A 26,326-nucleotide genomic window follows, 5' to 3' on the forward strand; every position below is an offset into this window, starting at 1 on the left:
GGTACTTGATTTGTTATCTAACACTTTCGGTTTTTTGTTGCTAACGTGTTCGCACAAGGTTTTCGTTGCATTTGGGTAGCTTAAATTAGTAAAAAAAAATGACTAGAGGGAAATCCGAAGGAATTTTCCTAGTACAACACAAACCAAACAATTAATTAGAGATGTTGTTATCATTAGTTTTTTTTAATTTTCAAATACACGTCAATTTCGCTAGGATTTAGTTTTCGGGAGGTTCGTTTAACGGTTTTGTATAACGAAAGTGGCGCCTATCGAAGTTTCGTTGTTGTCAGATTTAAAGATAGTTAATTATTTGTACGAACCCTTATTCTAGTAAAAATCTAAGCCATTTTTGTTATACGTTGTTACCATTAGTTACGGCACGCCCTATCCACCACTGAACTAAAAATTACTATTTTTCACTATTGGATTTGTTCTGAGCTTAATAGCTCTTTGTTACTTGGAAAATGAGTTGTATTTTTTGGGCTAAACTATAATTTTTTCTACGTAGTAACGCGTATATATTCTTTGAAATATTATTTGTATTTTTATGATTTTTGAAATCTTACTAAAAAACCAACTCTATGAAGAAAGCTACCTCAATAGTTCTATTACTGTTATTTACAGTAGGGATGTATGCCCAAACGCCAGAAGGCTTCAATTATCAGGCAGTAGCTAAAGATGCTGCTGGTGATATAATGGTAAGCACTACCATTGGTGTACAAATTCAATTACGCGAAACAACTATTGCAGGTGCTGTTATTTATACCGAAACACATAGTCCTACAACAAATGCTAATGGTGTTTTTAATCTAATTGTAGGTCAAGGCACAAGCGCTGATACTTTTAATACGATAGATTGGGCAAACGATTTACATTTCCTAGAAATTAGTATTGACCTCGCAAATGGTAGTACTTATGTAAGCGTAGGAACAACACAATTTATGAGTGTGCCTTATGCCTTACATGCCAAAACAGCAACAGCTGTTTTGGGAAATAGCGGTACGACTCATTTTTTACCTAAATCTATAGATGGCACTGCTTTAGGTGATTCTCAACTATTTGATGATGGTACTAATGTGGGTATTGGTACAGAATCCCCATTAAAAGCGCTACACATTCAGCGTGGTGGCACATCTTTATTGACGTCATCATTTGGAGATGGTATGATCTTTTCAACCAACAGCAATTCAGGGGCAAGGATTTTTCTGGAAAATTTAACGGGTTCAAGTGCTCAAAAAACGATGGTACTTGTTAATGAAAATGTAAGCGGTGAGGGTACCACCTATTTTGGATCTCTTTCTGATGATGGAGGTGCTTTTATAAACGGTTCTATTTTGTCAATGAATCATTCTAGCGGAAATGTAGGTATCGGTCTTCATGCCCCTACAGCGAAACTAGATGTTGCCGGAGATATAAAAATAGCAGATGGCACGCAGGGAGCTGGAAAGATACTCACCTCAGATGCAGATGGTCTTGCTTCCTGGGACGATAGTGTAATAAACCTAATAACAGATTTACAATCTCAAATAACACTATTAGAATCTCAAACTTCGGCAAGAGTAGGCGACTTAAGAGCAGGTGGAGTTGTGTTTTGGGTAGACCCAGCAGATAACCGTCACGGTTTGGTTTGTGCTTTTTCAGATTACCCCAGTACTAGAGAATGGGGTTGTTTTGGTACAGATTTACCAAACGTACCAAATGTGACTTCCTTTCCTTCTGGCCTCGGTGCAGAAATAGGAGATGGTCTAAGTAATACAAATAATATACTAAATGATTGCCCTACAGCCCCTGCTGCTTTAGCTGCTCGCTCTTACGGATCTGAATGGTTTTTACCAAGTGCTAAGGAGTTAAACGAAATGTATGATAATAAAGCAACTTTAGAGGCTGTCGCTGGGTTTACTCCATTTAATGTTTTCTACTGGAGTTCTACGGAGTACCTTAACAATGCCGCGTGGATTCAGTATTTCAACAATGGTGTTCAGAACGGCTCCAATAAGTTCAACGCACTCTATGTGCGTGCGGTTCGGGCTTTTTAGTTATTTATCAATTTAAATAAAAGTCGCGTAAGCGACCGGTTTAAAAAAATAAAAAAACTAATCGTATCGTAACAGTTACTATTGGTTTTTTTTGGTTTACATAAAGAATGATGCTAGATTTTCTTAGTATGGAATAATTAATGGTAATGTTTCATTGATAAAAAATTGTTTTAATGTTTTTTATCAGATGTTAAACGAAGTTAGCTGATTTTTTTTACAAAGTCAAGTCTAATACAATTCCTATAACATAAAATACCAACCCTAAATTCATCTAAAAATAAACTTATAAATCTCTAAGGTTTCAACTAAAAATTGTAAATTTGCTCGCGTTTAACAACGCACAATGGCAACTACAACAAAATACATATTTGTAACTGGAGGAGTAACGTCTTCACTAGGAAAAGGCATAATAGCAGCTTCTTTAGCGAAGCTTCTTCAAGCACAAGGTTACAGAACTACAATTCAAAAATTAGATCCCTATATTAACATAGATCCTGGAACATTAAATCCGTACGAGCATGGTGAATGTTATGTAACAGATGATGGTGCAGAAACAGATTTAGATTTAGGGCACTACGAACGTTTTTTAAACGTGCCTACAAGTCAGGCAAATAATGTAACCACGGGACGTATTTATCAAAGTGTTATTGAAAAAGAACGCCGTGGCGAATTTTTAGGTAAAACGGTTCAAGTTATTCCACATATTACAGACGAAATAAAACACAGAATCCAAATACTTGGACGCTCTGGGGATTACGATATTGTAATTACAGAAATTGGTGGAACCGTTGGTGATATAGAGTCCTTACCTTATGTAGAAAGTGTGAGACAGTTAAAATGGGAGCTTGGTGAAAATAACGCTTTGGTTATACATTTAACCTTAGTGCCATATTTAGCTGCAGCAGGAGAATTAAAAACAAAGCCAACACAACACAGTGTGAAAACACTAATGGAAGGTGGTGTGCAAGCAGATATTTTGGTGTGTAGAACAGAACACGAGCTGTCTCAAGATATTCGTCATAAATTAGCACGTTTTTGTAATGTAACACCAGATTCTGTAATACAATCTATAGACGCATCGACAATATACGATGTCCCTAATTTAATGTTAGAAGAAGGTTTAGATACTGTGGTTCTTAGAAAGTTAAGTTTAGAAAGAAAGACACCAGATTTAACACAATGGAACACCTTTATAAAGCGTCATAAAAATCCTAAATCCGAAGTTACTATTGGGCTTATTGGTAAATATGTAGAGCTTCAAGATTGTTATAAATCGATATTAGAAGCTTTTATTCATGCAGGCGCAGTAAATGAGGTTAAAGTAACAGTAGAATCTATTCATTCTGAATATTTAAATGAAGACAATGTAAAAGCAATGTTATCTCATTTAGACGGTGTTTTAGTAGCACCAGGATTTGGAGAACGTGGTATTGAAGGTAAAATTGATGCTATAAAATATGTTCGTGAACATAACATTCCATTTTTTGGAATCTGTTTAGGTATGCAAATGGCAGTTATCGAGTTTTCTCGTAATGTATTGGGCTTAAAAGATGCTAACTCTTCAGAAATGGATGAGCATACAGCCAATCCTGTTATTAATTTAATGGAAGATCAAAAAAACGTTACAGATAAAGGTGGTACTATGCGATTAGGTGCTTGGGATTGTAAATTGGAAAGCAATAGTATTGTTGGAAAAGTTTACAATACAAAAACGATAAAAGAGCGTCACAGACATCGTTACGAGTTTAATAGTGATTATAAAAAGCAAATAGAAGATAAAGGGATGATTGCAACAGGTTTAAATCCTGATACAAACCTTGTCGAGATAGTAGAAATACCAAGCCATCCTTGGTTTGTTGGTGTGCAATACCACCCAGAATATAAGAGTACTGTTGAGAGTCCACATCCTCTTTTTGTAGCCTTTGTAGCAGCTGCTTTAAAGCATAAGAAAAATAACTAAGGTGTCAGTTTGGCATAAAATAAATAACGGATTACTTTTTGAAGAGTAAGTGTTGAAAGTATAAAGCCTGTTTGTTTTTTAACATACAGGTTTTTTGAAATAACTAACTAGATTACCGCTGGAGTTTATCTTGAGCAAAGTCGAAAGACGGAAATAATATGGAAGAAAAGAAATTAGACGTAAAATCGATAATAGGTTTTGTACTTATATTTGGAATTTTATTATTCATGATGTGGAGTAACCAACCAACTCCAGAAGAAAAAGCAGCAGAAGAAAAAGTAAAACAAGAACAAGTTGAAGCTGAAAAAGCTAAAGTTGAAGCTCAAGAAGATGTAAAAACTGTTGCTGTAGAAGACTTCTCTAATGTACAACCTGGAGATTCGTTACAACAATTGGCAGCTCAAAATAAATTAGGTGCTTTTGCTTATGCAGCTGGTTTGGCTTCTCAGGATGTAACTGTAGATAATGGAGTGCTTCACTTAATATTCTCAAAAAAAGGAGGCCATTTATCTGAAGTTAAGCTTAGCAAATTCGTCGATTTCGATTCTATTCCTATTTACTTAGTAAAAGAAAACAATGCGAGTTTTAATATCAATTTCGGAACAACTGATAGTCGAATATTAAACACCAAAAATTTACCGTTTCAATCTCTAGTAACTAAAAACGGAGAAAACACTTTAGTTTCTATGAAATTGAAAGTGTCGGAAACTAAGTTCTTAGAGTATTTGTATGTAATCAAACCTAACGATTACATGATAGATTTTACTATTAAATCTCAAGGTTTAAACACTGTAATCAATGGCTCTCAAGATATTAAATTAGACTGGTATCAAACCAGTAAGCGTCATGACGAAAGTATAAGTTACGAGAACCGTTACACGCGTTTAACGTATCAACATGATGATGGTTCTGTAGACAAACTATCTCAAGCTGGTGAAGATGAAGAAACCGTTGAAGATTTAGATTGGTTATCGTTTAGACAGCACTTTTTCAGTACTATTTTAGTTTCAGATACGCCATTAAAATCGGTAACATTAACATCTAAAGATTTAGTAGAAGACGAGAAAATAGATACTTTATTCACAAAAAGGTTTGGAGCAAAAACCATTCTAGCTTTAACCGGAAATGAGTTAAACCAAAATTTCGGGTTGTTTTATGGCCCAACAGAAAGTAAAACGTTAAGTAGCTACGAAAAAAATCTAGAAGAAAGTATTCCATTTGGTTGGGGACTTTTTGGTTGGATTAATAAGTTTTTATTTATTCCATTATTTACTTTTTTAAGTTCTTATCTACCTTACGGTGTTGCCATTATTGTAATGACGGTACTTATTAAATTAGCCATGTCTTTTGTACAATACAAGCAGTATTTGTCGCAAATGAAAATGAAAATTCTAAAACCAGAATTAGAAGCTATTAAGGAGAAGCATAAAGACAATAAGATGAAAGCGCAGCAAGAGACAATGGCACTGCAAAATAAGGCAGGTGCTAGTCCGTTAGCGGGATGTTTACCAGCATTAATTCAAATGCCAGTATTTTATGCTTTATTTATGTTCTTCCCAGTAGCTTTTGCATTAAGACAGAAAAAGTTTCTTTGGGCAGACGATTTATCATCTTTCGATTCTATTTACCAATTCCCTGATGGTTTTAGTATTCCTCTTTACGGAGACCATATCAGTTTGTTTCCAATTTTAGCTGGTGTTGCCATCTTCTTTTATATGAAGTTAACAACAGGACAACAACAAATGTCTGCACCACAGCAAGAAGGGATGCCAGATATGGCCAAAATGATGAAGTACATGATTTATTTTGCACCAATTATGATGATTGTGTTCTTTAACTCTTACGCGTCAGGTTTAAGTTTATATTACTTTATATCTAACTTAATTAGTATTGGTATTTTACTTGTGATTAAGAATTATATTTTAGATGAAGATAAAATTCTTGCAAAAATTCAAGTTCAAAAAGCGAAGCCTAAAAAAGAGAGTAAATTTCAGAAAAAAATGAAAAATATGATGGAGCAGGCAGAGCAGCAAAAACAATCACAGAAGAAAAATAAGAAGTAAGAATTATAAATTTTTAAAAAGCTGCCATTCAATTTATAGAGTTTGGCAGCTTTTTTGTTTAATACAATTTGATGATTTATTAATCGTTATAATACTATTGATAGGTCATTCCGCACGTGATGCGGAATCCACAAGAAAACTCAAAACATGAAAAAACTAATAATTGTAATCTTAGCTTTAGTTTCAACCTTAACCTTCGCGCAAGACATTAATAAAAAAGACTCAAACGGAAACCGCCATGGCAAGTGGAGTAAGAATTTTGAAGGCACAAATGTAATAAGATATGAAGGCGAGTTTAATCATGGACGCGAAGTTGGAACCTTTAAATTCTATAAAAAAATAGACGATAAACCGGTTTTAACAGCTACCAGAGCATTTAGTTCAAAAAATGATTTAGCAAAAGTGAAGTTTTTCTCATCTACCAAAAATCTTATTAGCGTAGGTGACATGCGTGGGAAAACCTATGTTGGTAAGTGGATTTATTTTCATAATAAATCTAAGGTTGTTATGACTGAAGAGTTTTTTGATAATAGAGGAAAGCTTGAAGGTTCAAAGAAAACATATTACTTAAGTGGACAATTAGCACAGCAAGATAATTATAGCTCTGGAATATTGGTTGGAGAATCGCGTAGTTATTCTGAATTTGGAAAAGTGCTTAGAACCTTTAATTACTTAAACGGTCAATTACACGGTTCTTCTAAAGTTTTCGATTCTCAAGGGAGAATAGAAATGGAAGGCGTATATCAAAAGGATAGACGGCATGGTATTTGGAAATTCTATAAAGATGGAAAATTTGTAAAAGAAAAAGATTTTACTAGACGTAGTAAATATCCTAAAAGAAAAAAAAAATAACAAGCTAGCACTAGATAACAAAAAAAGCGCTTTGATTAATCAAAGCGCTTTTTATATGGTGTGACTTTAGTTTGCTATTCTCAAACTAAATAGTTGTCATTTAATATTTTAATTTCTTTTATGGTCTAATTACTTTATCAACAACATGAGCAACTCCATTCACCGCTTGAATATTTATTAAAGTAGTTACAATATTTGTGACTCTAGATAATGGATCTGTAATAGTAAAGTTTGAAGTGTCAACATTAATTGTTCCTCCTAAAGTTGTAACAGGACCTGTAGTTAAATCATTAGAAGTTATATTTCCACCTACAATGTGTATGTTTAATACTGCTTCTACAGTTGCAGGAGCTATATCTCCCAATCCAGTTCCTCCAGTAGGATCTAATTCTAATAATAAGGCGTCAAACGCAGCATTAGTAGGTGTGAACACTGTTAATGGTCCAGCCGTAGCATCAGCTAAAGTAGCGACTAGCATTGGAGATGGCATTTGAGAATCTGCAGATCCTAAAGCCGTTACTAAATCTGCTAATGCAGGATTAGTTGTTGCAAAAGTAGCTAATGTTGGTAACGTAATTACTTTGTCAACGATGTGTACAATTCCATTAGATGCCGATACATCTGCAGTTGATACAGATGCTAAGCCATTAAATTTAACACCACTTGATGTGTCAAAATAGATACTCATTTTATTTCCACCAGCGCCATCTGCTAAAGTGTTTGAGTAACCTGCACCTAAACCAGTTAATGTTGCAGCATCTACAGTTCCGCTAATTACGTGGTTTAATAACACTTGTGTTAAAGCTGCATCTGGTATTTCAGTAACATTAGCCCAACCGTTTGCCGATAAAAATTCTGCAAAAGCTGCGTTTGTTGGTGCTAATACTGTAAATGGACCTGGGCCGCTTAACGTAGTCGCTAAATCTGCTTCAATAACAGCAGCTACTAAACTACTTAAATCTCCTGTAGCTTGTGCAGTTTGCACAATGTTTAATGCTACCGGTGTATTTACAGCAACATTGTTGTCATCATCATTACTACATGACCAGAATAATGTCACGACTAATAATAAAATTGAAAGTTTTCTTAAATTTTTCATAGTTAATATTTTTTTTGTTTTTATGTTTCACAAAATTAAAAAAAGGTTAAACAATAAGATACAAAAATTTTGTTAAATGTTTTACACGAAATGTTAAACAACAAAACGGCTTTGGTTTTTGAAAAAAGAATATTGCTGTCAAAAAAATTAAATCTTGTATCTTTGCAATCATTATAAAAACAGTCCTAATTTTTAGGAAAAAAACATGAAAAAAAGAGTAATTGTAGGACTTTCTGGTGGTGTAGATTCTAGCGTTGCAGCTTATTTATTGAAAGAGCAAGGTTATGAAGTTATTGGTCTTTTTATGAAAAACTGGCATGACGATTCTGTAACAATATCAGATGAATGTCCATGGCTTGATGATAGTAATGATGCTATGTTGGTTGCCGAAAAACTAGGAATTCCTTTTCAAACTGTAGATTTAAGCGAACAATACAAAGAACGTATTGTAGATTATATGTTTAATGAATACGAAATGGGACGCACGCCAAATCCAGATGTACTTTGTAATAGAGAAATAAAGTTCGACGTTTTTATGAAAATTGCTTTAGACCTTGGTGCAGATTATGTTGCCACTGGTCACTATTGTAGAAAAGGAGTGATAGAAAAAGATGGAAAGGAAGTCTTTCAATTGTTAGCTGGAAAGGATAATAACAAGGATCAGTCTTATTTTTTATGTCAGCTATCTCAAAAGCAATTAGCGAAGGCATTGTTTCCAATTGGAGAACTTCAAAAACCAGAAGTACGTGAGATTGCTGCAAATGCCGATTTAATTACTGCGGATAAAAAAGACTCTCAAGGTTTATGTTTTATAGGTAAAGTACGTTTGCCAGATTTTCTTCAGCAACAATTAAAACCAAAAGAAGGCGTTATCGTTGAGATCCCAAAGGATAATTTTAATTATAACACGACTCAGAAGTCTTTCAGTACAAAAACAGAAGAACTTCAATATTTATCTAGAAAACCAGAATATGCAGTGGCAGATGGAGAAGTAGTAGGTAAACATCAAGGTGCTCATTATTTTACTAAAGGTCAGCGAAAAGGGTTATCTGTTGGTGGAAAAGTGGAGCCATTGTTTGTTATTGATACAGACGTAAAAGAAAACGTAATTTATACTGGACAAGGCAAAGGACATCCAGGTTTATATAAAAAAGCATTATTTGTTTCTAACGAAGAGTTGCATTGGGTAAGACCAGATCTAGCATTAAAAACAGATGAAACATTAAGTGTTTTAGCACGAATTCGTTATCGTCAGCCCCTAGAGAATGCGATGCTGCACAAAGTAGAATTTGGATTGTATGTAGAATTCGAAAACTTACAATCTGCAATTACTGAAGGTCAGTTTGTGGCTTGGTATTTAGAGGACGAATTAGTTGGTTCTGGTGTGATTTCGTAATTTGTAGTAAATAAACCATATCTCATGATTAAGAAAATTGCATTATTGGTTATGCTATGTTTTCAGTTTAATGCTATTGCTCAAGAGGATGCTTGGGTTTATTTAGCAGATAAGGAAAACGTACAAACTTCAATATCCAACCCGATATCCATACTTACACAACATGCTATTGATAGAAAAAGTGCACATAATGTTACCATCGATGAACGAGATGTTCCAGTAAATGAAAATTATATTTCGCAATTAAAAACGCAAATGGGAATAACAGTTTTAGCCAAATCGAAATGGTTTAATGCTGTTCACGTGCGTGGTTTGGAAGTGGATATTTTGGCTTTGGAAAATCTTATGTTCGTAAATGAAATTATTTTTGCTGACAATAATCTAAATGCTAAAACGGGAACAAGCAAACTTAAATCGGATTTTAAAAATGAGAGAGTACGCGCAGTTTTTAACTATGGTGATGCCTTAAACCAAATACAGATGTTTAATGGTGATGATTTGCATATTGCAGATTATACCGGATCGGGAATGACAGTAGCTGTTATTGATGCCGGTTTTCCAGGTGTAGACAATATTGCAGGTTTTCAGTATGTTCGAGATGCTGGAAACATTTTAGGAACTTACAATTTTGTTGCACGTGATGTCGATGTTTATTTAAATACTACAAGTAATCACGGTACATTGGTTTTTAGCGATATGGCAGGTTTTATTCAAGATGATTTCGTGGGTACTGCTCCAGATGCACAATATTATTTATTTATTACAGAAGACGCGCCAAACGAAAATCCTGTAGAAGAAAGTTATTGGGTAGAAGCTGCAGAGCGGGCTGATAGTTTAGGTGTAGATGTCATAAATACTTCTTTAGGTTATAAAAATTATGACAATACAAATTATTCTCACAGCGCTGCTGATTTGGATGGTTTAACAACGTATATCTCTAAAGGTGCGAATATTGCTTTCGAAAAAGGTATGCTTATAGTAACCTCGGCAGGAAATTCTGGAGCAAGTGGTATTAGTGCACCAGGAGATGCACCAGGAAGCTTTACCATTGCAGCTGTAGATGCCAATGGGAATTATGCAGGATTTAGCTCTCAAGGTAGTGTTATCCAACTTACTCAAAAGCCAGATGTAGCAACACAAGGACAATCTAGTTATGTTATTGGAGAGAATAATATAATAGCAACAGCTAGCGGCACTTCTTTTAGTTCACCAATTATGGCTGGTGGTTTAGTTTGTTTATGGCAAGCGTTACCAAATTTTAATAATGCTGAAATTATGCAGTTGGTACGAGAATCTGCATCACAATTTAATAATCCTGATTATTTTATAGGTTATGGTATCCCTGATTTGTCTTTGGCTTTAAACGAAGGATTGTCGGTAGATGAGTTTCCTATTAGCGCAACTATTTTAAGAGTGTTTCCAAATCCTGTAACTAATGAGTTAAATGTACAATTGCCATCAATTTACGAAAGTGGTAACCTGATTTTTTATACTATTCTTGGAAAAAAAGTGCTAGAGAGCCAAGTTTCGCAAACCCAGCGAAAAGTAAATGTTAGTCATTTTTCAAAAGGTGTTTATCTATTAAAAGTAGAGGCCGATGGTTTTTCTAAAACATTAAAATTAATAATTAATTAGTCTGTTCTAACAGGAATTTCTTTAAATGAAACAAACAAAAAGTAACACCGGAAACAAAATAACAAAACTCTTCAATATAAAATATCCAATCATCCAAGCTGGAATGATTTGGAATTCTGGTTGGAAATTAGCATCTGCAGCAAGTAATTCTGGAATTCTTGGTCTTATTGGAGCAGGAAGTATGTATCCTGAAGTATTACGCGAGCACATTCAAAAATGTAAAAAAGCAACCAACAAACCTTTTGGTGTAAACGTACCGATGCTGTATCCTAATATCACAGAGATTATGGATATTATAGTTGAAGAAGGTGTGAAGATTGTATTTACTTCCGCCGGAAACCCAAAAACATGGACCAAATGGTTACAAGACAAAGGTATAACAGTTGTACACGTTGTAAGTAGTGTAAAGTTCGCTTTAAAAGCGCAAGACGCAGGAGTAGACGCTATAGTTGCAGAAGGTTTTGAAGCTGGAGGACATAATGGTCGTGATGAAACGACAACGCTAACTTTAATACCAATGGTAAAAGAGCAGTTGCAAATTCCATTAATTGCGGCTGGAGGTATTGCAACCGGAAAAGCCATGTTAGCGTGTATGGTTTTAGGAGCAGATGCTGTACAAGTTGGAAGCCGTTTTGTTGCTAGTAACGAATCTAGCGCTCATGACGGTTTTAAGCAAGTTGTAGTAGATGCAAAAGAAGGAGATACACAATTAACTTTAAAAGAATTAGCACCTGTACGTTTAATAAAAAACAAGTTTTATAACGAGTTACAAGAATTGTACAAAACGGCACCAACTCCTGAACAACTTAAAGAATTGTTAGGAAGAGCAAGAGCAAAACGCGGCATGTTTGAAGGTGATTTAGAAGATGGCGAATTAGAGATTGGACAAATTGCAGGATTAATACATGAGATTAAGTCTGTCAAGGATATTGTTGAGGAAATGGTTAGTGAATTTGAGGAAGCGAAGGCTAGTGTTTCTTGTTTATAAGCATCTATATAAAAGTGAATATGTAATAAAAAATTAAGAAATATTATCTTGTTTTCGTATTAATTCAACTTAGTTCTTTCTATTTGTGCGTTTTTATTTTCTAAAGAGATTAGAATCATTATTGATGCTTTTATCTTAAAAATTGTTTCTAGCGATTTGATTTGCAATACGGAATATACAGGACTTTTTCAAAAGTGAATACCGGTTGGGATAATTATAGGAGGATTTTCTTTTGGGAACTGTTTTTTGAATTTAAAATAAATTAACATTTTCAGAGTAAGAGAATCAAAAAGTGTTTTAACTTATATGTAACTTAAAAAATTCTTCAAAAATAAAATCCAAAAACCAAAACCTAAGCACTATTTTTGCCAAATGGTTTTAAGCAACTATACTAAAGAATTTAAATACAATTGGCAACTGGCAGCACCAGTAATGCTCGGTATGCTTGGTCATACATTTGTAAGCTTTGTTGATAACATTATGGTTGGTCAACTGGGTACAGCAGAACTGGCAGCAGTATCGCTTGGAAACAGTTTTATGTTTATAGCCATGTCTCTTGGAATTGGGTTTAGCACAGCCATTACACCTTTGGTAGCAGAAGCAGATTCTGCTAAGGATTTTGCACAAGGAAAATCAGCATTTAAGCATGGTCTCTTTTTGTGTTCTGTTTTAGGTGTTTTATTGTTTTTATTACTATTTTTCGCTAAGCCATTAATGTATTTAATGAAACAGCCTGTTGAGGTTGTAGAATTGGCATTACCATATTTAGATTTGGTGGCTTTTTCTTTAATTCCGTTAATTATTTTTCAAGCGTTTAAACAATTTAGTGATGGTTTGTCTATGACAAAATATCCAATGTATGCAACCATTCTTGGTAATATTATAAATGTTGTTTTAAACTATTTATTCATCTTCGGAAAATTTGGTTTTCCAGAATTAGGGATTGTTGGAGCAGCTTATGGAACGGTAGTCTCACGATTTATTATGCTTTGGTATTTGTGGTATTTGTTAAAGAAAAAAGACAAGTCGAAAGCCTTTGTAAGCAATATAAAACTGTTTGTTTTAGATACCTTAATGCTAAAAAAAATTATAAATTTGGGAGCGCCAAGTGCTATGCAAATGTTCTTTGAAGTTGCCATTTTTACAGCTGCCATATGGTTAAGTGGTTTATTAGGAAAGAATCCACAAGCAGCAAACCAAATTGCATTAAACCTTAGCTCTATGACGTTTATGGTAGCTATGGGATTAGGTGTTGCGTCAATGATTCGCGTTGGTAACCAAAAAGGATTAAAGAAATATCATGAGTTGCGTCGTATTGCGTTTTCGTTATTCTTATTAGGAACAGTTTTCGCTGTTGGTTTTGCCCTTTTATTCGCCATATTTCATGATTACTTGCCTAGAATTTATGTCGATTTTGATGACGCTGTAAATTTTGATGATAATATGGAAGTGGTATCAATAGCTTCAAAATTATTATTAGCAGCAGCCATTTTTCAAATAAGTGATAGTATTCAAGTGGTTGTATTAGGAGCATTGCGAGGCTTACAAGATGTAAAAATTCCTACCTTAATAACATTTGTGTCCTATTGGCTTATTGGTTTTCCTGTTAGTTGGTTTTTAGGGAAAGAGGACGCTTATGGCAGTTTTGGTATTTGGTTAGGATTATTAGCAGGTTTAACTACGGCTTCAATTTTATTATATATTCGATTTAACTATCTTACAAAAAAGCTAATTTTGTCAAACGAATTAACAACAAACAAATAACGAACAACAACAAATGACACTTCCAAAATTCATACTAGGTGATAACACCGATTTTCCAAACGCTATTTATGTAATCCATACAGAGTTTCCAATGTTTATAATAAACTTAGAAGATGATGAGGTGGAGTGGTTAGAAGATTTTGATCAACACGACCAGAAAGAACTGGAAATGGAAACTGAAAACATGATCACAGAAGCTACAGCTTTTTACGATAGAGAAGTAGCACGTTACGACGGTTAATATTACTGTTATTGCGAGGCGGTTTTTAGCAGCGAGGCGATTTTTTTAATAATTTTAAATCTGTTCAATGTTAGAACAATTACTACAATACGATAAAGAACTCTTTTTATTTCTAAATAATTTAGGAAGTGAAACATGGGATAATTTGTGGCTTATAATCACTCATAAATTTACTTTTGCACCGCTTTATGCACTTTTGTTATTTTTGGTTTTTAAAAAACTAGGGGTAAAAGGAATGCTGTTTATGATTTTGGTAATTGTATTAATGGTAACATTTACAGATCAAATTACAAATCAATTTAAAGATGGTTTTATGCGTTTGAGGCCCTGCAGAACAGATGGTATTATGGATAAAATGAGAATGGTTGCTGCTTATTGTGGCAAGTATGGCTATTTTTCTGGGCATTCTTCTAATACTATGGCAGCAGCTATTTTCGCTGGTTTGTTATTAAAACCATATTATAAAAATCTAATATTTATATTAGTCTTTTGGAGCGTTGTAGTGGCTTATAGTAGAATTTATGTGGGTGTGCATTTCCCATTAGATATTGTCTCAGGAATGTTATTTGGAGTGTTTTCTGGGTTTATTTTTTATAAACTAGCAACGTATGTGTTAAAACGATTTTCTATTTCAAAGTAAGAATGTAAAATACGCTTTTTAAACGCGTATTGTTTTGTTTTGAACTGCTACCGAAGTGATTTAAATCGTAAGTTCCAATTTCTTTCATAGTGTATTTATTGCGAATTTCTACTTCGTTTTCTGGACTCATAGCATTAACTAGTATTCCAAAGGTATTGTCCTTTGGAAACACATAAGCTTTTGCTTCTCTTTTAATTTCAGGTATTATATCGCCATAATCCCAAATGGTTTCTGGAGCGATGTAATTAATTGCAAATAGTTTGAGATCGCGTTGTTGGTTTTCTTTATTTAAAGAAGACAGGCTATTAAATTTTTCATTTTTAAAGGCTTCAGAAAGTGGTAAAACAAAGATAATTACGGAGACAAAAAAGAGCACCGTTAATAGAAAAACGGTTTTGATGTCTTTTGCTTTTAGTTTAAATATAATGAATACTCCAATAGTAAATAAAACTGCAGATGCTAATACGAACCGGAATAAATGTTCTTGCAATTCAGTTTTAAATAACACAAACATAACAACTGGAAACGCAATACCCAAAACCCCAATTAATCCAAAATTAAAATAGACAGGAAATGTTTCTCGTTTGTCTTTTAACGTTTTAAACTTCCTGATTAAATATTCAATATAAAATCCAATATTAAACGCCAACGGAATTAATACAGGCATTAAATAACGAGATTTCTTCATGGGTATTAACGACAGTAAAACAACTGCGGTAATAGTCCAAAGTATACTAAATTTATAAGCTTTAAAATGGCTGACACGTTTTTTTAGATAAGGATACAACAAGGAGATAAAAGCAGGAATGGTCCAAAGGCCACTTTGTACAAAAAAGCTCCAGTAATAGTAAAAAGGTCTGGTATTATAGCCTGTCCACGTACTTGTTTCTCGCGTTGCAATCGCATCTAATGTTGCAGGGTCATTTAATTTAACATACAAATACCAAGAGCCACCAATGGTTAAGCCTAATACAATGACACCTAAAATCGAAGGCAGTTTTTGTGTTATATTTTTGTATTTAAAACTAAATCCATAGGCAATTAAAAACGGTAATAATAAAGCATAAATAGAAATTGGTCCTTTTGCTAAAATGGAGAGTCCTAAGAATATGCCAGCTTTAATAACAAGCTTCCAACTTTTAGTTTCAGATTTAAAAATCTTGAATAAAAAGTAAATGGCCATGAGCATAAAAGCATGTGTAAAAATATCTGAAGGTGCCTCAATAGTAATTCCTATAACGTAAAAAGAAGTGATTAAAACGAATGCGTTAATCATGCTATGGGTTCTTCCTTTTAAAATGGTTCTCGATAAATAGAACATAAAACTTCCTGAAAGCATGACCATTAAAACTGCTGGAAATCGCATTCCGAAAGGGCTTTTTATTCCAAAAAGTAAGCCGCTAAAAGCAGACATCCAAGACGGTAAAGGCGGCTTTTGGTAGCGCGCAACAGTATTCATTGTTGTTAAAAACCAATGGTCGTTATTAAGCATTTCGCGTGCAGTAATAAAGTTTCGCGCTTCCATAATTGAGACTTGTAATAGGTCTAAGTTTGGTAAGAGCATGATGGCTACAAATAAGCAAATAGCAAGTATAGGATGTTGTTTAAGGTATTTAAACATTCTGATTTTTTAGAATAATTAGATTTCTTACGTATATAACGGTGCCTAAAATATGTCCAACAAAAAGCACAGGATCTTTTCTAAATATGGCATAAGTTAAAATAAGGAGTGAACCTATTAAGCTTAAAGCCCAAAACCCAAGAGGTAGAGAAGAGTCTTTTTGTTTTTCAGAATATAGCCACTGATAAACGAAGCGTAAAGTAAAAATAGTTTGCGATATAATGCCTAAGATTAATAACCAAAAGGGAATGTTTTCGTTTTTAAAGAAAATATTGACATCTATTCTGTTGTTATTAAAGTAGAATATAGAAACAAATAGAGGCATAAATAGTAACACGTAGCGCAGAATTATTGGAATTTTTTTCCACTGATTTTGGAGCTGTAAATTTCTAATGTATATAAAATAGGTGAGTGCTTGACCAAGCATAATAGCAAAATCGTCTCGTAAATAGCCATAAATAAAAAGAAGAAAAGAAGCCATTAAACTCAATGTCCAAAATAAAGTTGGCGTGACAACACGTTTGGTTTTTTCACTCGAAATCCATTGAATTATGAGACGCGATGAGAATAAAATTTGAGCTAAAAACCCAACACTATATATTAACCAATCACTCATTATTTTTGTTTAGCAATAGTGTAGTTAATATACTTTTTTTTCATCCATAAGTAAGCAAAGCAGTCCATTAATGGTCCAATTAACCGGTTCCAAACGCCAAATTTTGCTTCACCTGCAACTCTTGGAAAATGTTGTACAGGAATTTGTTTTATGATTCCGTTTTGTAATAAAATCATAGCTGGTAAAAAACGGTGTAAACCCTTAAACATAGGAATGCGCTTAGCGAAATCTGTTTTGATTACTTTTAAAGGGCAACCAGTATCATCCATACCATCGTGTGTAAAACTTCTACGAATACCATTTGCTATTTTAGACGACATGTTTTTTACAAAACTATCCTTCCTATTTGAGCGAACGCCTGTAACCAAGTCGTTCTCTCCAATATGTTCTAAAAGTAAATTAAAATCGCTAGGAGCAGTTTGTAAATCACTATCAATATATCCAACGAGTTCTGTTTCTGTAAAATCGAAACCAGCTTTAATGGCAGCACTTAAACCTCTATTCTCTTTGAAGGAAATATATGAAAATTCTGGATTTCTATTGCAAACAGCTTCAATAATTGACTGGCTTTTATCTTTAGAACCATCATTAACAAACAAAATTTTGGTTGTTTTAGTTGCTATTTTGGTGTAGGCTAAAAGTTCAGTTTCTACACGTAATAGGTTATCTTCCTCATTATACACAGGAACAACAATTGTAAATTGATAAGTCATAAATAATCTTGATTGTAATGCAAATGTATTGTTTTTTTAAGAATAGAAAATGAGTATCAAATAAAATATGTTTCTTTGTATATCAAACAGATTTTAAAAGGGTAACTATTAGATTTAAATTATGTTTTTGTTTGATAATTTGAAAATAGAATGATAGCCAAGTTTAGATTATATTTAAATTGAAATATAAAGGAAATAGAAACGAATCTAATGTATTATCTTGAGGTTTATTGGGTATAGAATTTAAAATATGAAGATATTAGTAACAGGAGCAGCAGGTTTTATAGGTTCTCACACTTGCGAACGCTTAAAAAGTTTAGGGCATGATGTGGTTGGTTTAGATAATTTTAATGATTATTACAGTTTGGAGCTGAAACATTTAAATGAAAAAGCCCTTAACGCCAAAGGTATTAGTATTATTAATCATGATTTAAGAGCAGATAGTTTAGTTGATGTACTTCCAAAAGAGGTTAACTATATTTTTCATTTTGCTGCACAACCAGGTATTTCGGCTTCATCAACATTCGAAGATTATTTTACTAATAACATTATAGCTACCAAAAACTTAATTGATTATGCTTTAACACTCTCTAATTTACAGTTAATGGTAAACATTGGGACGTCTTCAATTTACGGTTTAGAAGCGACTTTTCCTGAAACGGTTGTACCAAAACCAGCATCGTATTATGGTGTAACAAAGTTAACTGCAGAGCAATTAGTACTTCAGAAAAGTAGAGAGAAATTGTTTCAATCGTGCTCGTTGCGTTTATATTCTGTAATTGGTCCACGCGAACGTCCAGAAAAAATGTATACCAAATTAATTGCTTGCGCTTTTACTAATACGGAGTTTCCTTTATACGAAGGCAGTGCGTCTCACCTAAGAAGCTTTACTTACGTTGGTGATATTGTAGATGGTATTGTAAGTGTCATTGGAAATGAACCCAAAGTTGATGGTCAAATTATTAATCTTGGAACCGAAGTCGAGCACACCACTCAAGAAGGTATTGAAGCTGTAGAAGCTGTTATTGGTAAGTCAATACAAATAAACCATGTGTCTGCTAGAATAGGAGATCAATTGCGAACTAAGGCAAATATTGATAAGGCACGGGAGCTTTTAGATTATAATCCACAAACTACTTTATTAGAAGGCGTGAAAGCGCAAGTGGAATGGTATAAGGTTAATTTTACTTAATTGTATACCCAAAGAGTCGTTAAGAATTCCTAGTAGTTTTCTGAATTTTAGAAACAAAAAAATTAGAGTCATAGATTAGTGTTTTTATCCTGAAATATAATGGCCATACTTTATTTTGCGAAGTAAAAAAATTGTTAAGCTTGAAAGTGAAATGCAAATTAGTGATGTTATGGGAATACTAATTACTGGGGTAGTGAATTCCCAACTGATTCCAAGCTTATTTATAAGCGTTAAGATAAGAATGTGAGCTAAATATATGCCGAAGCTGTGATTATTTAAAAATGAAATTATAGCTTTAATCATTTTGTTTTTAATACTAATATTCTTTAATGTTAGAAATATACCAATTGAACTAAGTGCTACATTAGGGGTTAAGTATCCATAAAAATAACCTGCAAATTCACCTTTGTTTTGTGTTATGTAGTATGTGCCATAAATAGTTATTGTTATTCCTAATATTATAAATATGATTGGAGTGTATTTATATTTTAATTTAAAATTAGACAAGTAATAACCTAATACTAGATATCCAATATAACCCGTAAAATTAGTTAATGGGATTTTTGGGAAATACATCTTGAAATGTGGTATACTGTAAAGGATTGTTGCAAACCAAATGACTAAAAAATATAGAATTTCATTTTCATTTGAGTTTTTAATCCATTTCCTTAATATCGGAATAAATAAATAAAGCCCCAATAACGTATATACAAACCATAGATGGAATTTACTACCGTAAAATATTTTTCTTATTATTAACTTTATAGTATCTATAAGTGAATAGGAGTTTTCACCCAGTATTATATAATCATAAGATATATAAATCAGACTCCAAAATAGTAATGGAGGTATGATTCTCCAAAATCTTTTTTTGATAAAATAACTTAATTCGTAGTCTTTACTCAATAACAGTGCACCACTAATCATAAAAAACACAGGAACACAAAATCGAGTCGCTCCATCAAAGAGGTTTCCTATATTCCATATCCTTACAGGGATTTCTCCATACTTATATAGAATTGGTGATGACACATGCAAAATAACCACCGCGATCGTTGAGATTACTCTAACATTATCTAACCAAGATAGTTTCCCTTTCAATGGTGCACGGTGTTTAGTTTATAAAAAGCTAATATTTTTATCATATGGCCAACGAATTTATACTAATTTGTTCACAAAATCAACCCAAATCATTAGTAACTATTATAATCTTATGTTAGACATAAGTCAGTTTTTAATCTTAATTACCGCAAAAATTATTTAGTACTCCCCAAACCCAACAAATACTCAGCAGCCACAAAAGGCGTCGTTTTATTAGCTTCAATTAGCTTCAACTGTTTATTAAGGGCTGTTTTAATGTCAGTATTATCAAAGAAATCGCTTTTAAGTTGCTCTTCAATAGTTTGTATGAGCCAAAATTTGTTTTGTTCGTTTCGTTTAGAATAGAAGTAGTTGTTGTCAACGGTAAGTTTCAGGTAATCGGAAATCATAGTATATAAGTCTTGAATACCTTGATTTTCAATAGCACTACATGTGACCACTTTTGGTTGCCATGTAGACGATTTTACAGGATACATATGCAATGCACGATTAAATTCTACCTTGGCTAGCTTAGCACGCATGGTATTATCACCATCCGCTTTATTAATGGCAATAGCATCTGCCATTTCAATAATACCGCGTTTTATACCTTGAAGTTCGTCTCCAGCACCAGCGAGTTTTAGTAATAAAAAGAAATCCACCATACTATGCACAGCGGTTTCACTTTGTCCAACACCAACAGTTTCAATAATAATAGTATCGAAACCAGCAGCCTCGCATAAAATAATAGATTCTCGTGTTTTTCTAGCAACACCACCAAGCGATGTTCCAGAAGGACTTGGTCTAATAAAAGCATTTTTATCTTTCACCAAATCTTCCATTCGGGTTTTGTCTCCTAGAATGCTACCTTTTGTAAGCGAGCTACTTGGGTCTACAGCTAACACAGCAACCTTTTTACCAATGCTTGTTAAATAGGTTCCGAAAGCTTCAATAAACGTGCTCTTTCCAACACCAGGAACACCTGTAATACCTATGCGGATGGATTGATTTGCATGTGGTAAACACGCTTTTATAATAGCATGGGCTTGTTCTAAGTGTTTCGTGTTTTTACTTTCGACTAAAGTAATGGCTTGACTTAGCGCTGTAATGTTTTCATTTAAAATGGCTGATACTAAAGTATCAGTCGATTTTTTATGTTTTCGGCTTTCTTTAATTTTTGAAATAGCAGAATTACTGGTTATTTCTGGAGCAGAAATACCTTCGTTTTCTTTTAGTGCAGATTTTTTATTTGCCATCTTTTTTGTCATGTCCGTGTTTCCTTGAATTTGTTTCAGTAGAGGCGGAAAATCTTACCATTTTGTGTTATTTGTTTTATAAGGTCTCGACTGCGCGTGACCGGACAAAAATATTATTTTTTAAGTTTGAGTAATTACTGACGACTGAATACTGCCTAATTGTTTAACCTTTCGATTAAGACCGTCAATTGAAAGCTGAACACCGCCAACTCATTTCCCGAGTAAGACTGCCAAATGAAGACTGCTTACTTACTTCAACGGTACAACAACCTTAGCATCATCCCACGCCATAGTTAAAGATAAATTATCTGTAGAATTATCGAAAGCAATAGTAAATTGTTCTACAGGTTTTTCTAGTTTTTGCACAGAAGCAGAGCACATTATAACATCAAATTCTGGAATGCGCATAGGTTCCATAGTCTCGTCAACGCCCCATTTATATTGTTTAGCGTTAAACATAACGCTCCAAGACGTATCATTTGGTATGGTCCATAACGTGTATTTTCCAGCAGGAAGCGAGTCGTTACCAATTTTTAAAGCTTTATTAGTTTCAAAGGTGGTCGCCTCATTTGCGCCTGTTCTCCAAACCTTATTAAAGGGCACCAAAGCACCAAAAACGTCTCGATTGCGTTTCGATGGTCTGTTGTAGAATATTTCTAACTTTAAATCATCGACAGTAAAGACCACAGTTTTTTTTGGACTCTTACGTTCTACAAAAACACCGGTTTTAGTAAAGTAAAAATACCCAAGAGCGGCAACAATAATGAGTAATAAAAAAACGATAAATCGTTTCATAGCGATTGTAATTAAGTGAATACCAAATATAATTCAAATTTATAGTCAATTATTTGAAATTAATTTGGTGTCAGTTTGTGCGTTAAAGATACTCTAAAAGATAAGGCTGGTCAATAGCTTAACTCTTATTTAATCATTTTTGTTGTTACCTTTATAAAAAAAATGTAACTTTTTTGCCACATCTTAAATTTTGTGTCGTCTTTATAATGAGCTCGAAAATATACTAACCAAAAACCAATAAGTGAAAGTCGTTCAATTAGATAGTATTGAATTGTGTAAACAAAACAATCGCAAAGCGCAATTGAAATTGTATAACCAGTATTGTGATGCTATGTATTGTATTGCGAAACGTTTTGTAAATCACACAGCAGAAGCCGAAGATGTCGTACAAGAATCTTTTATAAAAGCATTTTCAAAACTGCATCAATTTAAAGGCGACGTTACTTTTGGAGCGTGGTTAAAACGTATTGTTATTAATAAAAGTATCGATTATCTCAAACTAAAAAAGCAGCGTTTAGTTGAGTTAGAAGACGTTCATTTAAAAGTGATCGATACTAATGATAATAACAATTGGTTAGTAGACGATACAACAACTATAGACGAAATTAAGGTAGCTATTAATAATCTACCAGAAAAGTACAAATATGTTTTGATGTTGTTTTTAATTGAAGGTTATGACCATGAGGAAATTTCAAAAATATTAAATATTACGCAAGTCGCATCACGTACACAGTTGTCTAGAGGGAAAGTTAAATTACAAGAATTACTAAAACATAAAAGTTATGGCGAAAGATATTAGAGACCTATTTGAAGCAGATAATAAACTGTCTAAAGATACAATGCCAACTGGTCATGAAGTACGTTTTCTAGATAAGCTAGAGACCGCTTTACCAGAAAAGAAAGCCTCACAATTTAATTGGTTATCAATAGCAGCGAGTGTTGTCGTGTTTTTAGGGTTGAGTTTTGGAGCATTTCAGTTTTTTATTGCTAATGGAAATCAAGGTACTACAATTGCAGATGTGGAGACTAGTGACACCAAAACAATTGGTGATATTTCTCCAGATCTAAAAAAGATTGAAGATTATTATCTCGCTAATATCAATATAGAATTGTCTAAAGTAAAGTTAACACCAGAAAATAAAGAACTTTTCGATGGTTACGTTAAACGTTTAGACGATTTGAAAGCTGAATACCAACGCTTGAATGTGGAGCTTACAAAAGAAGGGCCAGATGAGCTAACAGTAGATGCGCTTATTAGTAATTTGAAGTTAAGATTAAACTTAATGTATCGTTTAAAAGAACAATTAAAGGACTTGAATACAATCAATTCTAATCAAATTTAAAAATGAAGCTGAATAGGATAGTCAGCAAATCAATCAAAACGAAAATTATGAATCTAGCATGTAGAACGCTATCAACTCACGAAGTGATTAATAGCGTACCGCATGTGACACTTAAAAATAAACTTATGACACTTAAATATATATATACTACTATGCTTTGTTTGCTAGTATCGTTTAGTGCTGTGGCACAGAATGAACTTACAAAAACAAAGCAAACCATAAAGGTTAATAAAAACGTTGAAATTTATCTTGATGCTACGCATACTAATGTAGAAGTAGATACTTGGAACAAGAATTATGTAGAAATTGAAGCTTACATCGGAAGTAAGAAATTAAGTAAAGAAGAACTTGCAAAGGCTTTAGAAGCTTGGGACTTTGATGTTGATGCCAATGAAAATCGCATAAATATTCATTCTAAAGGCTCTCAAGGAAACTGGTCTAATGATATTAGTATAAAAATTTTAGATGAAGAGTCTCTAGAAGCACTATCTAATATGGACATTAATTTAAATTTAGAACCCTTATTAGAAGGCTTAAGCAGCTTAGAATCTTTACAAGATTTACCAGAAACTTTAAAAATACTACGTATTCCAGAATCTCCAGATGGTAGCTATAATATGGATTTCGATTTTGATAAATATCAAGAAGATGGAGAGAAGTATTTAGACGCTTGGAGTAAGAAATACAGAAAGGAATATGGCGAAGAGTATGAAGAAGAAATGCGTGATTGGGCAAAAAGCATCAAGCAGTCAGATTTAGACAATTTCGAAAAAGAAATGACCATTTGGGGAGAGAAATTTGGTGGAGATATTGAGAAAGCTATCGAAGAAGGTTTCGGGGAAGATTTTGAAAAGAAAATGGAAAAATGGGGAGAAGATTTTGGGAAACAGTTTGAAGAAAAATTCGCGCCTGCAATGGAGAAATGGGGAGAAGAATTTGGCAAAGCTTTCGAAGAAAAAATGGAAGAGGCGTTTGGAGATTCTAAATCTAAAAACAGATTTGAGAAATCTAACAAAACTCAAGATTTAATAAAAACCATAAAAATTAAAATGCCTAAAAAAGCAAAATTAAAGCTTGATGTTAGACATGGAGAACTTAAAATGGCATCTGTAATTAGTAATCCAGACATTACTATTTCACACGGTAAATTTTTAGCAAATACTATTGATGGAAGCGACGCTTCCATCAATATTTCATATTCTAATGCAGCTATTCAAGCATGGAACGAAGGCACTTTAAAATTAAATTATGCGTCTAAAACAAAAATTAAAACTGCTAAAGATTTAATGCTTAACGCTGTGTCTTCTAATGTTGATATCGAAAATTTATGTGGGAACTCTGTTATAGATGGTAGTTTTGGCGATTTGTATGTGCAGAATATTTTGGACAATTTTAATAACCTAAATATTTTTTTAGAAAATAGCGATGCGCTATTAAGTTTACCTAAAACAATAAATTACAACCTGTATTTTAAAGGCAATCACTCTAAACTTAATAAGAAGACAACTAATAGTAAAACAATAAAACATACTCCAAATGATGGAAATTCTAATAAAACCATTGTAATTAATGCCAAGTATAGTAACGTTATTGCTGAATAAATTTTATTTTTGAATTCAATTGTTTTAAATGAATTCGAAAAACTTCAAAATACGCTTAGCGGCTTTAACTTCACAAAATATTTTTGTTATAGATGCTGCAATTCCAAAAAGCGACTACACTCCAATCGATTTATCTAAAGCAAACACAGACCTTGACACTTTCGATAGTTCTTCTTCTCAAGATTGGGATACTTACATTACCAAATATTTAAAAGAACGTAACAAAAAAGTAGCCTTTGGTGGTTATCTTGAAAAACGTGGTATTTATAATCGTAGCGATTATTTTAATAACCCAAATCCAAGAGCTGAGCGTAATATTCATATTGGTTTAGATTTATGGATAGCAGCTGGAACCTCTGTTTTAGCAGCGTTTAATGGTGAAATTCATAGTTTTAAAGACAATACTAACTTTGGCGACTATGGGCCAACAATTATTCTAAGACATGATTTGGATGGTTTTGTATTCTATACGCTTTATGGTCATTTATCTCGCGAATCTTTAGCCAACTTAAAAGTAGGAGCAATGGTAAGTCAAGGTGAAATTATTGCATATTTAGGCAAAGCCGAAGTAAATGGTGATTATGCGCCACATTTACATTTTCAAATGATTATAGATTTACAAGGATGTGTTGGAGATTATCCGGGAGTTTGTTCTTTACAAGATTTAGAGTTTTATAAGGAGAATACTGTTAATCCTGAGAGAGTTTTGGAATTTTGAGTTTTAGGATGTTCGTTTAACTGTTTTTTTAAGTCTTAGTTGTATCCTTTCATATATCAATATTAAGTATGTATAGCATTTTCTTATAATTCAATTTATTATTTCCTCATCTTTAAATTGTCAAATAATATAGAATAATAAAGGTCGGGTATTAATACCTATTTTTTAAAAAGCAGTATTTGTACTCTAAAAAAAACAATTGTTTTATCAGATATTTACAATGTAATGTAAGAACAAATTATTCGATTGAGTAGCTACTATCAATTATTCTGATTACAAAGGTGGAATCCGAAAAACCTATTTTTAAATAGAGTAGGAATATTTTAAATTTTATTTATTATGGCAAATTCTAATTGTTGTTGGATAATAGTAGCAACTACTGGCTGTTCAACAGACGTTAATACAGAGAAAGCTTCCGCAGTTGCCCAAAAATCGGCACCGGATGATTGTTGTTGGATTGTTTTAGCAACTACTGGTTGTTCAACAGAAGTACAATCTACTTCTGCAGAGGCCTCTCTAGCACGTAAAAATGCTGTTGCAGATGATTGTTGTTGGATTGTTTTAGCAACTACTGGTTGTTCAACTGATGCAGAAACTACCAAATTAGTACAGAAAAAAACAGCAGACAGCTGTTGTTGGATTGTTGTAGCAACTACTGGTTGTTCAACTTGATACTAACTTAAGTATGTATTAAAAAATATTGAGGAAGGATATTAA

The 26,326-nt window shown here is 33.2% G+C and carries 23 protein-coding genes; 16 read left to right on the plus strand and 7 right to left on the minus strand.

Annotated features, from left to right (window positions below):
* The first annotated feature begins 581 nt into the window (after positions 1-581).
* From RH82_RS17565 to RH82_RS01500, 4 genes are all read left to right on the plus strand, one after another.
* Positions 582-2,036: an Lcl domain-containing protein gene (locus RH82_RS17565; protein WP_052158147.1), complete on the plus strand. Its 1,455-nt coding sequence runs from the start codon at positions 582-584 to the stop codon at positions 2,034-2,036.
* 343 nt (positions 2,037-2,379) lie between these two features.
* Positions 2,380-3,996: a CTP synthase gene (locus RH82_RS01490; protein WP_034057468.1), complete on the plus strand. Its 1,617-nt coding sequence runs from the start codon at positions 2,380-2,382 to the stop codon at positions 3,994-3,996.
* Positions 3,997-4,154: 158 nt separating this feature from the next.
* Positions 4,155-6,059, plus strand: coding sequence for a membrane protein insertase YidC (yidC, locus tag RH82_RS01495; RefSeq protein ID WP_034057469.1), 1,905 nt, complete (start codon positions 4,155-4,157; stop codon positions 6,057-6,059).
* Between the two features lie 147 nt (positions 6,060-6,206).
* Positions 6,207-6,911, plus strand: coding sequence for a toxin-antitoxin system YwqK family antitoxin (locus RH82_RS01500; protein WP_034057470.1), 705 nt, complete (start codon positions 6,207-6,209; stop codon positions 6,909-6,911).
* Positions 6,912-7,029: 118 nt separating this feature from the next.
* Here the strand turns inward: RH82_RS01500 and RH82_RS01505 are convergent, their stop codons facing one another.
* Positions 7,030-8,010, minus strand: coding sequence for a fasciclin domain-containing protein (locus RH82_RS01505; RefSeq protein ID WP_034057472.1), 981 nt, complete (start codon positions 8,008-8,010; stop codon positions 7,030-7,032).
* 205 nt (positions 8,011-8,215) lie between these two features.
* Between RH82_RS01505 and mnmA the strand changes: the two genes are divergently transcribed.
* From mnmA to RH82_RS01535, 6 genes are all read left to right on the plus strand, one after another.
* Positions 8,216-9,406, plus strand: a complete 1,191-nt coding sequence (gene mnmA, locus RH82_RS01510; RefSeq protein ID WP_034057473.1) for a tRNA 2-thiouridine(34) synthase MnmA — start codon at positions 8,216-8,218, stop codon at positions 9,404-9,406.
* Between the two features lie 24 nt (positions 9,407-9,430).
* Positions 9,431-11,041 (plus strand): S8 family serine peptidase, encoded by a 1,611-nt coding sequence (locus RH82_RS01515; RefSeq protein ID WP_034057475.1) that lies wholly within the window; start codon positions 9,431-9,433, stop codon positions 11,039-11,041.
* A 25-nt stretch (positions 11,042-11,066) separates the two neighbouring features.
* Positions 11,067-12,029 carry an NAD(P)H-dependent flavin oxidoreductase gene (locus tag RH82_RS01520; RefSeq protein WP_034057477.1) on the plus strand — a complete coding sequence of 321 codons (963 nt, stop codon included), beginning with the start codon at positions 11,067-11,069 and terminating at the stop codon, positions 12,027-12,029.
* Between the two features lie 372 nt (positions 12,030-12,401).
* On the plus strand, positions 12,402-13,793 hold the full coding sequence (locus tag RH82_RS01525) for an MATE family efflux transporter (protein WP_052158148.1): 1,392 nt from the start codon (positions 12,402-12,404) through the stop codon (positions 13,791-13,793).
* 13 nt (positions 13,794-13,806) lie between these two features.
* Positions 13,807-14,034: a hypothetical protein gene (locus RH82_RS01530; protein ID WP_034057479.1), complete on the plus strand. Its 228-nt coding sequence runs from the start codon at positions 13,807-13,809 to the stop codon at positions 14,032-14,034.
* Between the two features lie 67 nt (positions 14,035-14,101).
* Positions 14,102-14,674, plus strand: a complete 573-nt coding sequence (locus RH82_RS01535) for a phosphatase PAP2 family protein (protein WP_034057481.1) — start codon at positions 14,102-14,104, stop codon at positions 14,672-14,674.
* Here RH82_RS01535 and RH82_RS01540 read toward each other — a convergent pair.
* From RH82_RS01540 to RH82_RS01550, 3 genes are read right to left on the minus strand one after another with little or no spacing between them, the layout of a single operon-like run.
* On the minus strand, positions 14,661-16,295 hold the full coding sequence (locus RH82_RS01540) for an ArnT family glycosyltransferase (protein ID WP_034057483.1): 1,635 nt from the start codon (positions 16,293-16,295) through the stop codon (positions 14,661-14,663). The two genes, RH82_RS01535 and RH82_RS01540, sit on opposite strands and share 14 nt — an antisense overlap.
* Positions 16,288-16,911 (minus strand): lipid-A-disaccharide synthase N-terminal domain-containing protein, encoded by a 624-nt coding sequence (locus RH82_RS01545; protein ID WP_034057485.1) that lies wholly within the window; start codon positions 16,909-16,911, stop codon positions 16,288-16,290. The genes RH82_RS01540 and RH82_RS01545 overlap by 8 nt, the downstream gene beginning before the upstream one ends.
* Positions 16,911-17,624, minus strand: coding sequence for a glycosyltransferase family 2 protein (locus RH82_RS01550; protein ID WP_034057487.1), 714 nt, complete (start codon positions 17,622-17,624; stop codon positions 16,911-16,913). The genes RH82_RS01545 and RH82_RS01550 overlap by 1 nt, the downstream gene beginning before the upstream one ends.
* Positions 17,625-17,874: 250 nt before the next feature.
* On the opposite strand from RH82_RS01550, the gene RH82_RS01555 reads away from it, so the two are divergent.
* The gene (locus RH82_RS01555; protein ID WP_034057489.1) at positions 17,875-18,816 is read left to right on the plus strand and encodes an NAD-dependent epimerase/dehydratase family protein; all 942 of its coding nucleotides are present in this window, start codon (positions 17,875-17,877) and stop codon (positions 18,814-18,816) included.
* 84 nt (positions 18,817-18,900) lie between these two features.
* Here RH82_RS01555 and RH82_RS01560 read toward each other — a convergent pair whose 3' ends face one another.
* The 3 genes from RH82_RS01560 to RH82_RS01570 form a co-directional block, all read right to left on the minus strand.
* Positions 18,901-19,917, minus strand: coding sequence for an acyltransferase (locus RH82_RS01560; RefSeq protein ID WP_034057491.1), 1,017 nt, complete (start codon positions 19,915-19,917; stop codon positions 18,901-18,903).
* Between the two features lie 155 nt (positions 19,918-20,072).
* Positions 20,073-21,152 (minus strand): methylmalonyl Co-A mutase-associated GTPase MeaB, encoded by a 1,080-nt coding sequence (meaB, locus tag RH82_RS01565; RefSeq protein ID WP_034057710.1) that lies wholly within the window; start codon positions 21,150-21,152, stop codon positions 20,073-20,075.
* A 249-nt stretch (positions 21,153-21,401) separates the two neighbouring features.
* Complete coding sequence (locus RH82_RS01570; protein ID WP_034057492.1) at positions 21,402-21,947, minus strand: DUF2911 domain-containing protein; 546 nt, start codon at positions 21,945-21,947, stop codon at positions 21,402-21,404.
* Between the two features lie 241 nt (positions 21,948-22,188).
* Here RH82_RS01570 and RH82_RS01575 point away from each other — a divergent pair, with 241 nt between their 5' ends.
* The 5 genes from RH82_RS01575 (at position 22,189) to RH82_RS01595 (ending at position 26,281) form a co-directional block, all read left to right on the plus strand.
* Positions 22,189-22,746 carry an RNA polymerase sigma factor gene (locus tag RH82_RS01575; protein ID WP_034057493.1) on the plus strand — a complete coding sequence of 186 codons (558 nt, stop codon included), beginning with the start codon at positions 22,189-22,191 and terminating at the stop codon, positions 22,744-22,746.
* Positions 22,730-23,290, plus strand: coding sequence for a hypothetical protein (locus RH82_RS01580; protein ID WP_034057494.1), 561 nt, complete (start codon positions 22,730-22,732; stop codon positions 23,288-23,290). The genes RH82_RS01575 and RH82_RS01580 overlap by 17 nt, the downstream gene beginning before the upstream one ends.
* 47 nt (positions 23,291-23,337) lie before the next feature.
* Entirely contained in the window at positions 23,338-24,891 is a 1,554-nt protein-coding gene (locus RH82_RS01585) for a hypothetical protein (RefSeq protein ID WP_156112384.1), read from the plus strand.
* Between the two features lie 28 nt (positions 24,892-24,919).
* Positions 24,920-25,609 carry a peptidoglycan DD-metalloendopeptidase family protein gene (locus tag RH82_RS01590; protein ID WP_034057497.1) on the plus strand — a complete coding sequence of 230 codons (690 nt, stop codon included), beginning with the start codon at positions 24,920-24,922 and terminating at the stop codon, positions 25,607-25,609.
* A gap of 339 nt (positions 25,610-25,948) precedes the next feature.
* Entirely contained in the window at positions 25,949-26,281 is a 333-nt protein-coding gene (locus tag RH82_RS01595; protein ID WP_034057498.1) for a hypothetical protein, read from the plus strand.
* Positions 26,282-26,326 lie beyond the last annotated feature (45 nt).

Source organism: Lacinutrix jangbogonensis, from assembly GCF_000797445.1.
Lineage (GTDB): Bacteria > Bacteroidota > Bacteroidia > Flavobacteriales > Flavobacteriaceae > Lacinutrix > Lacinutrix jangbogonensis.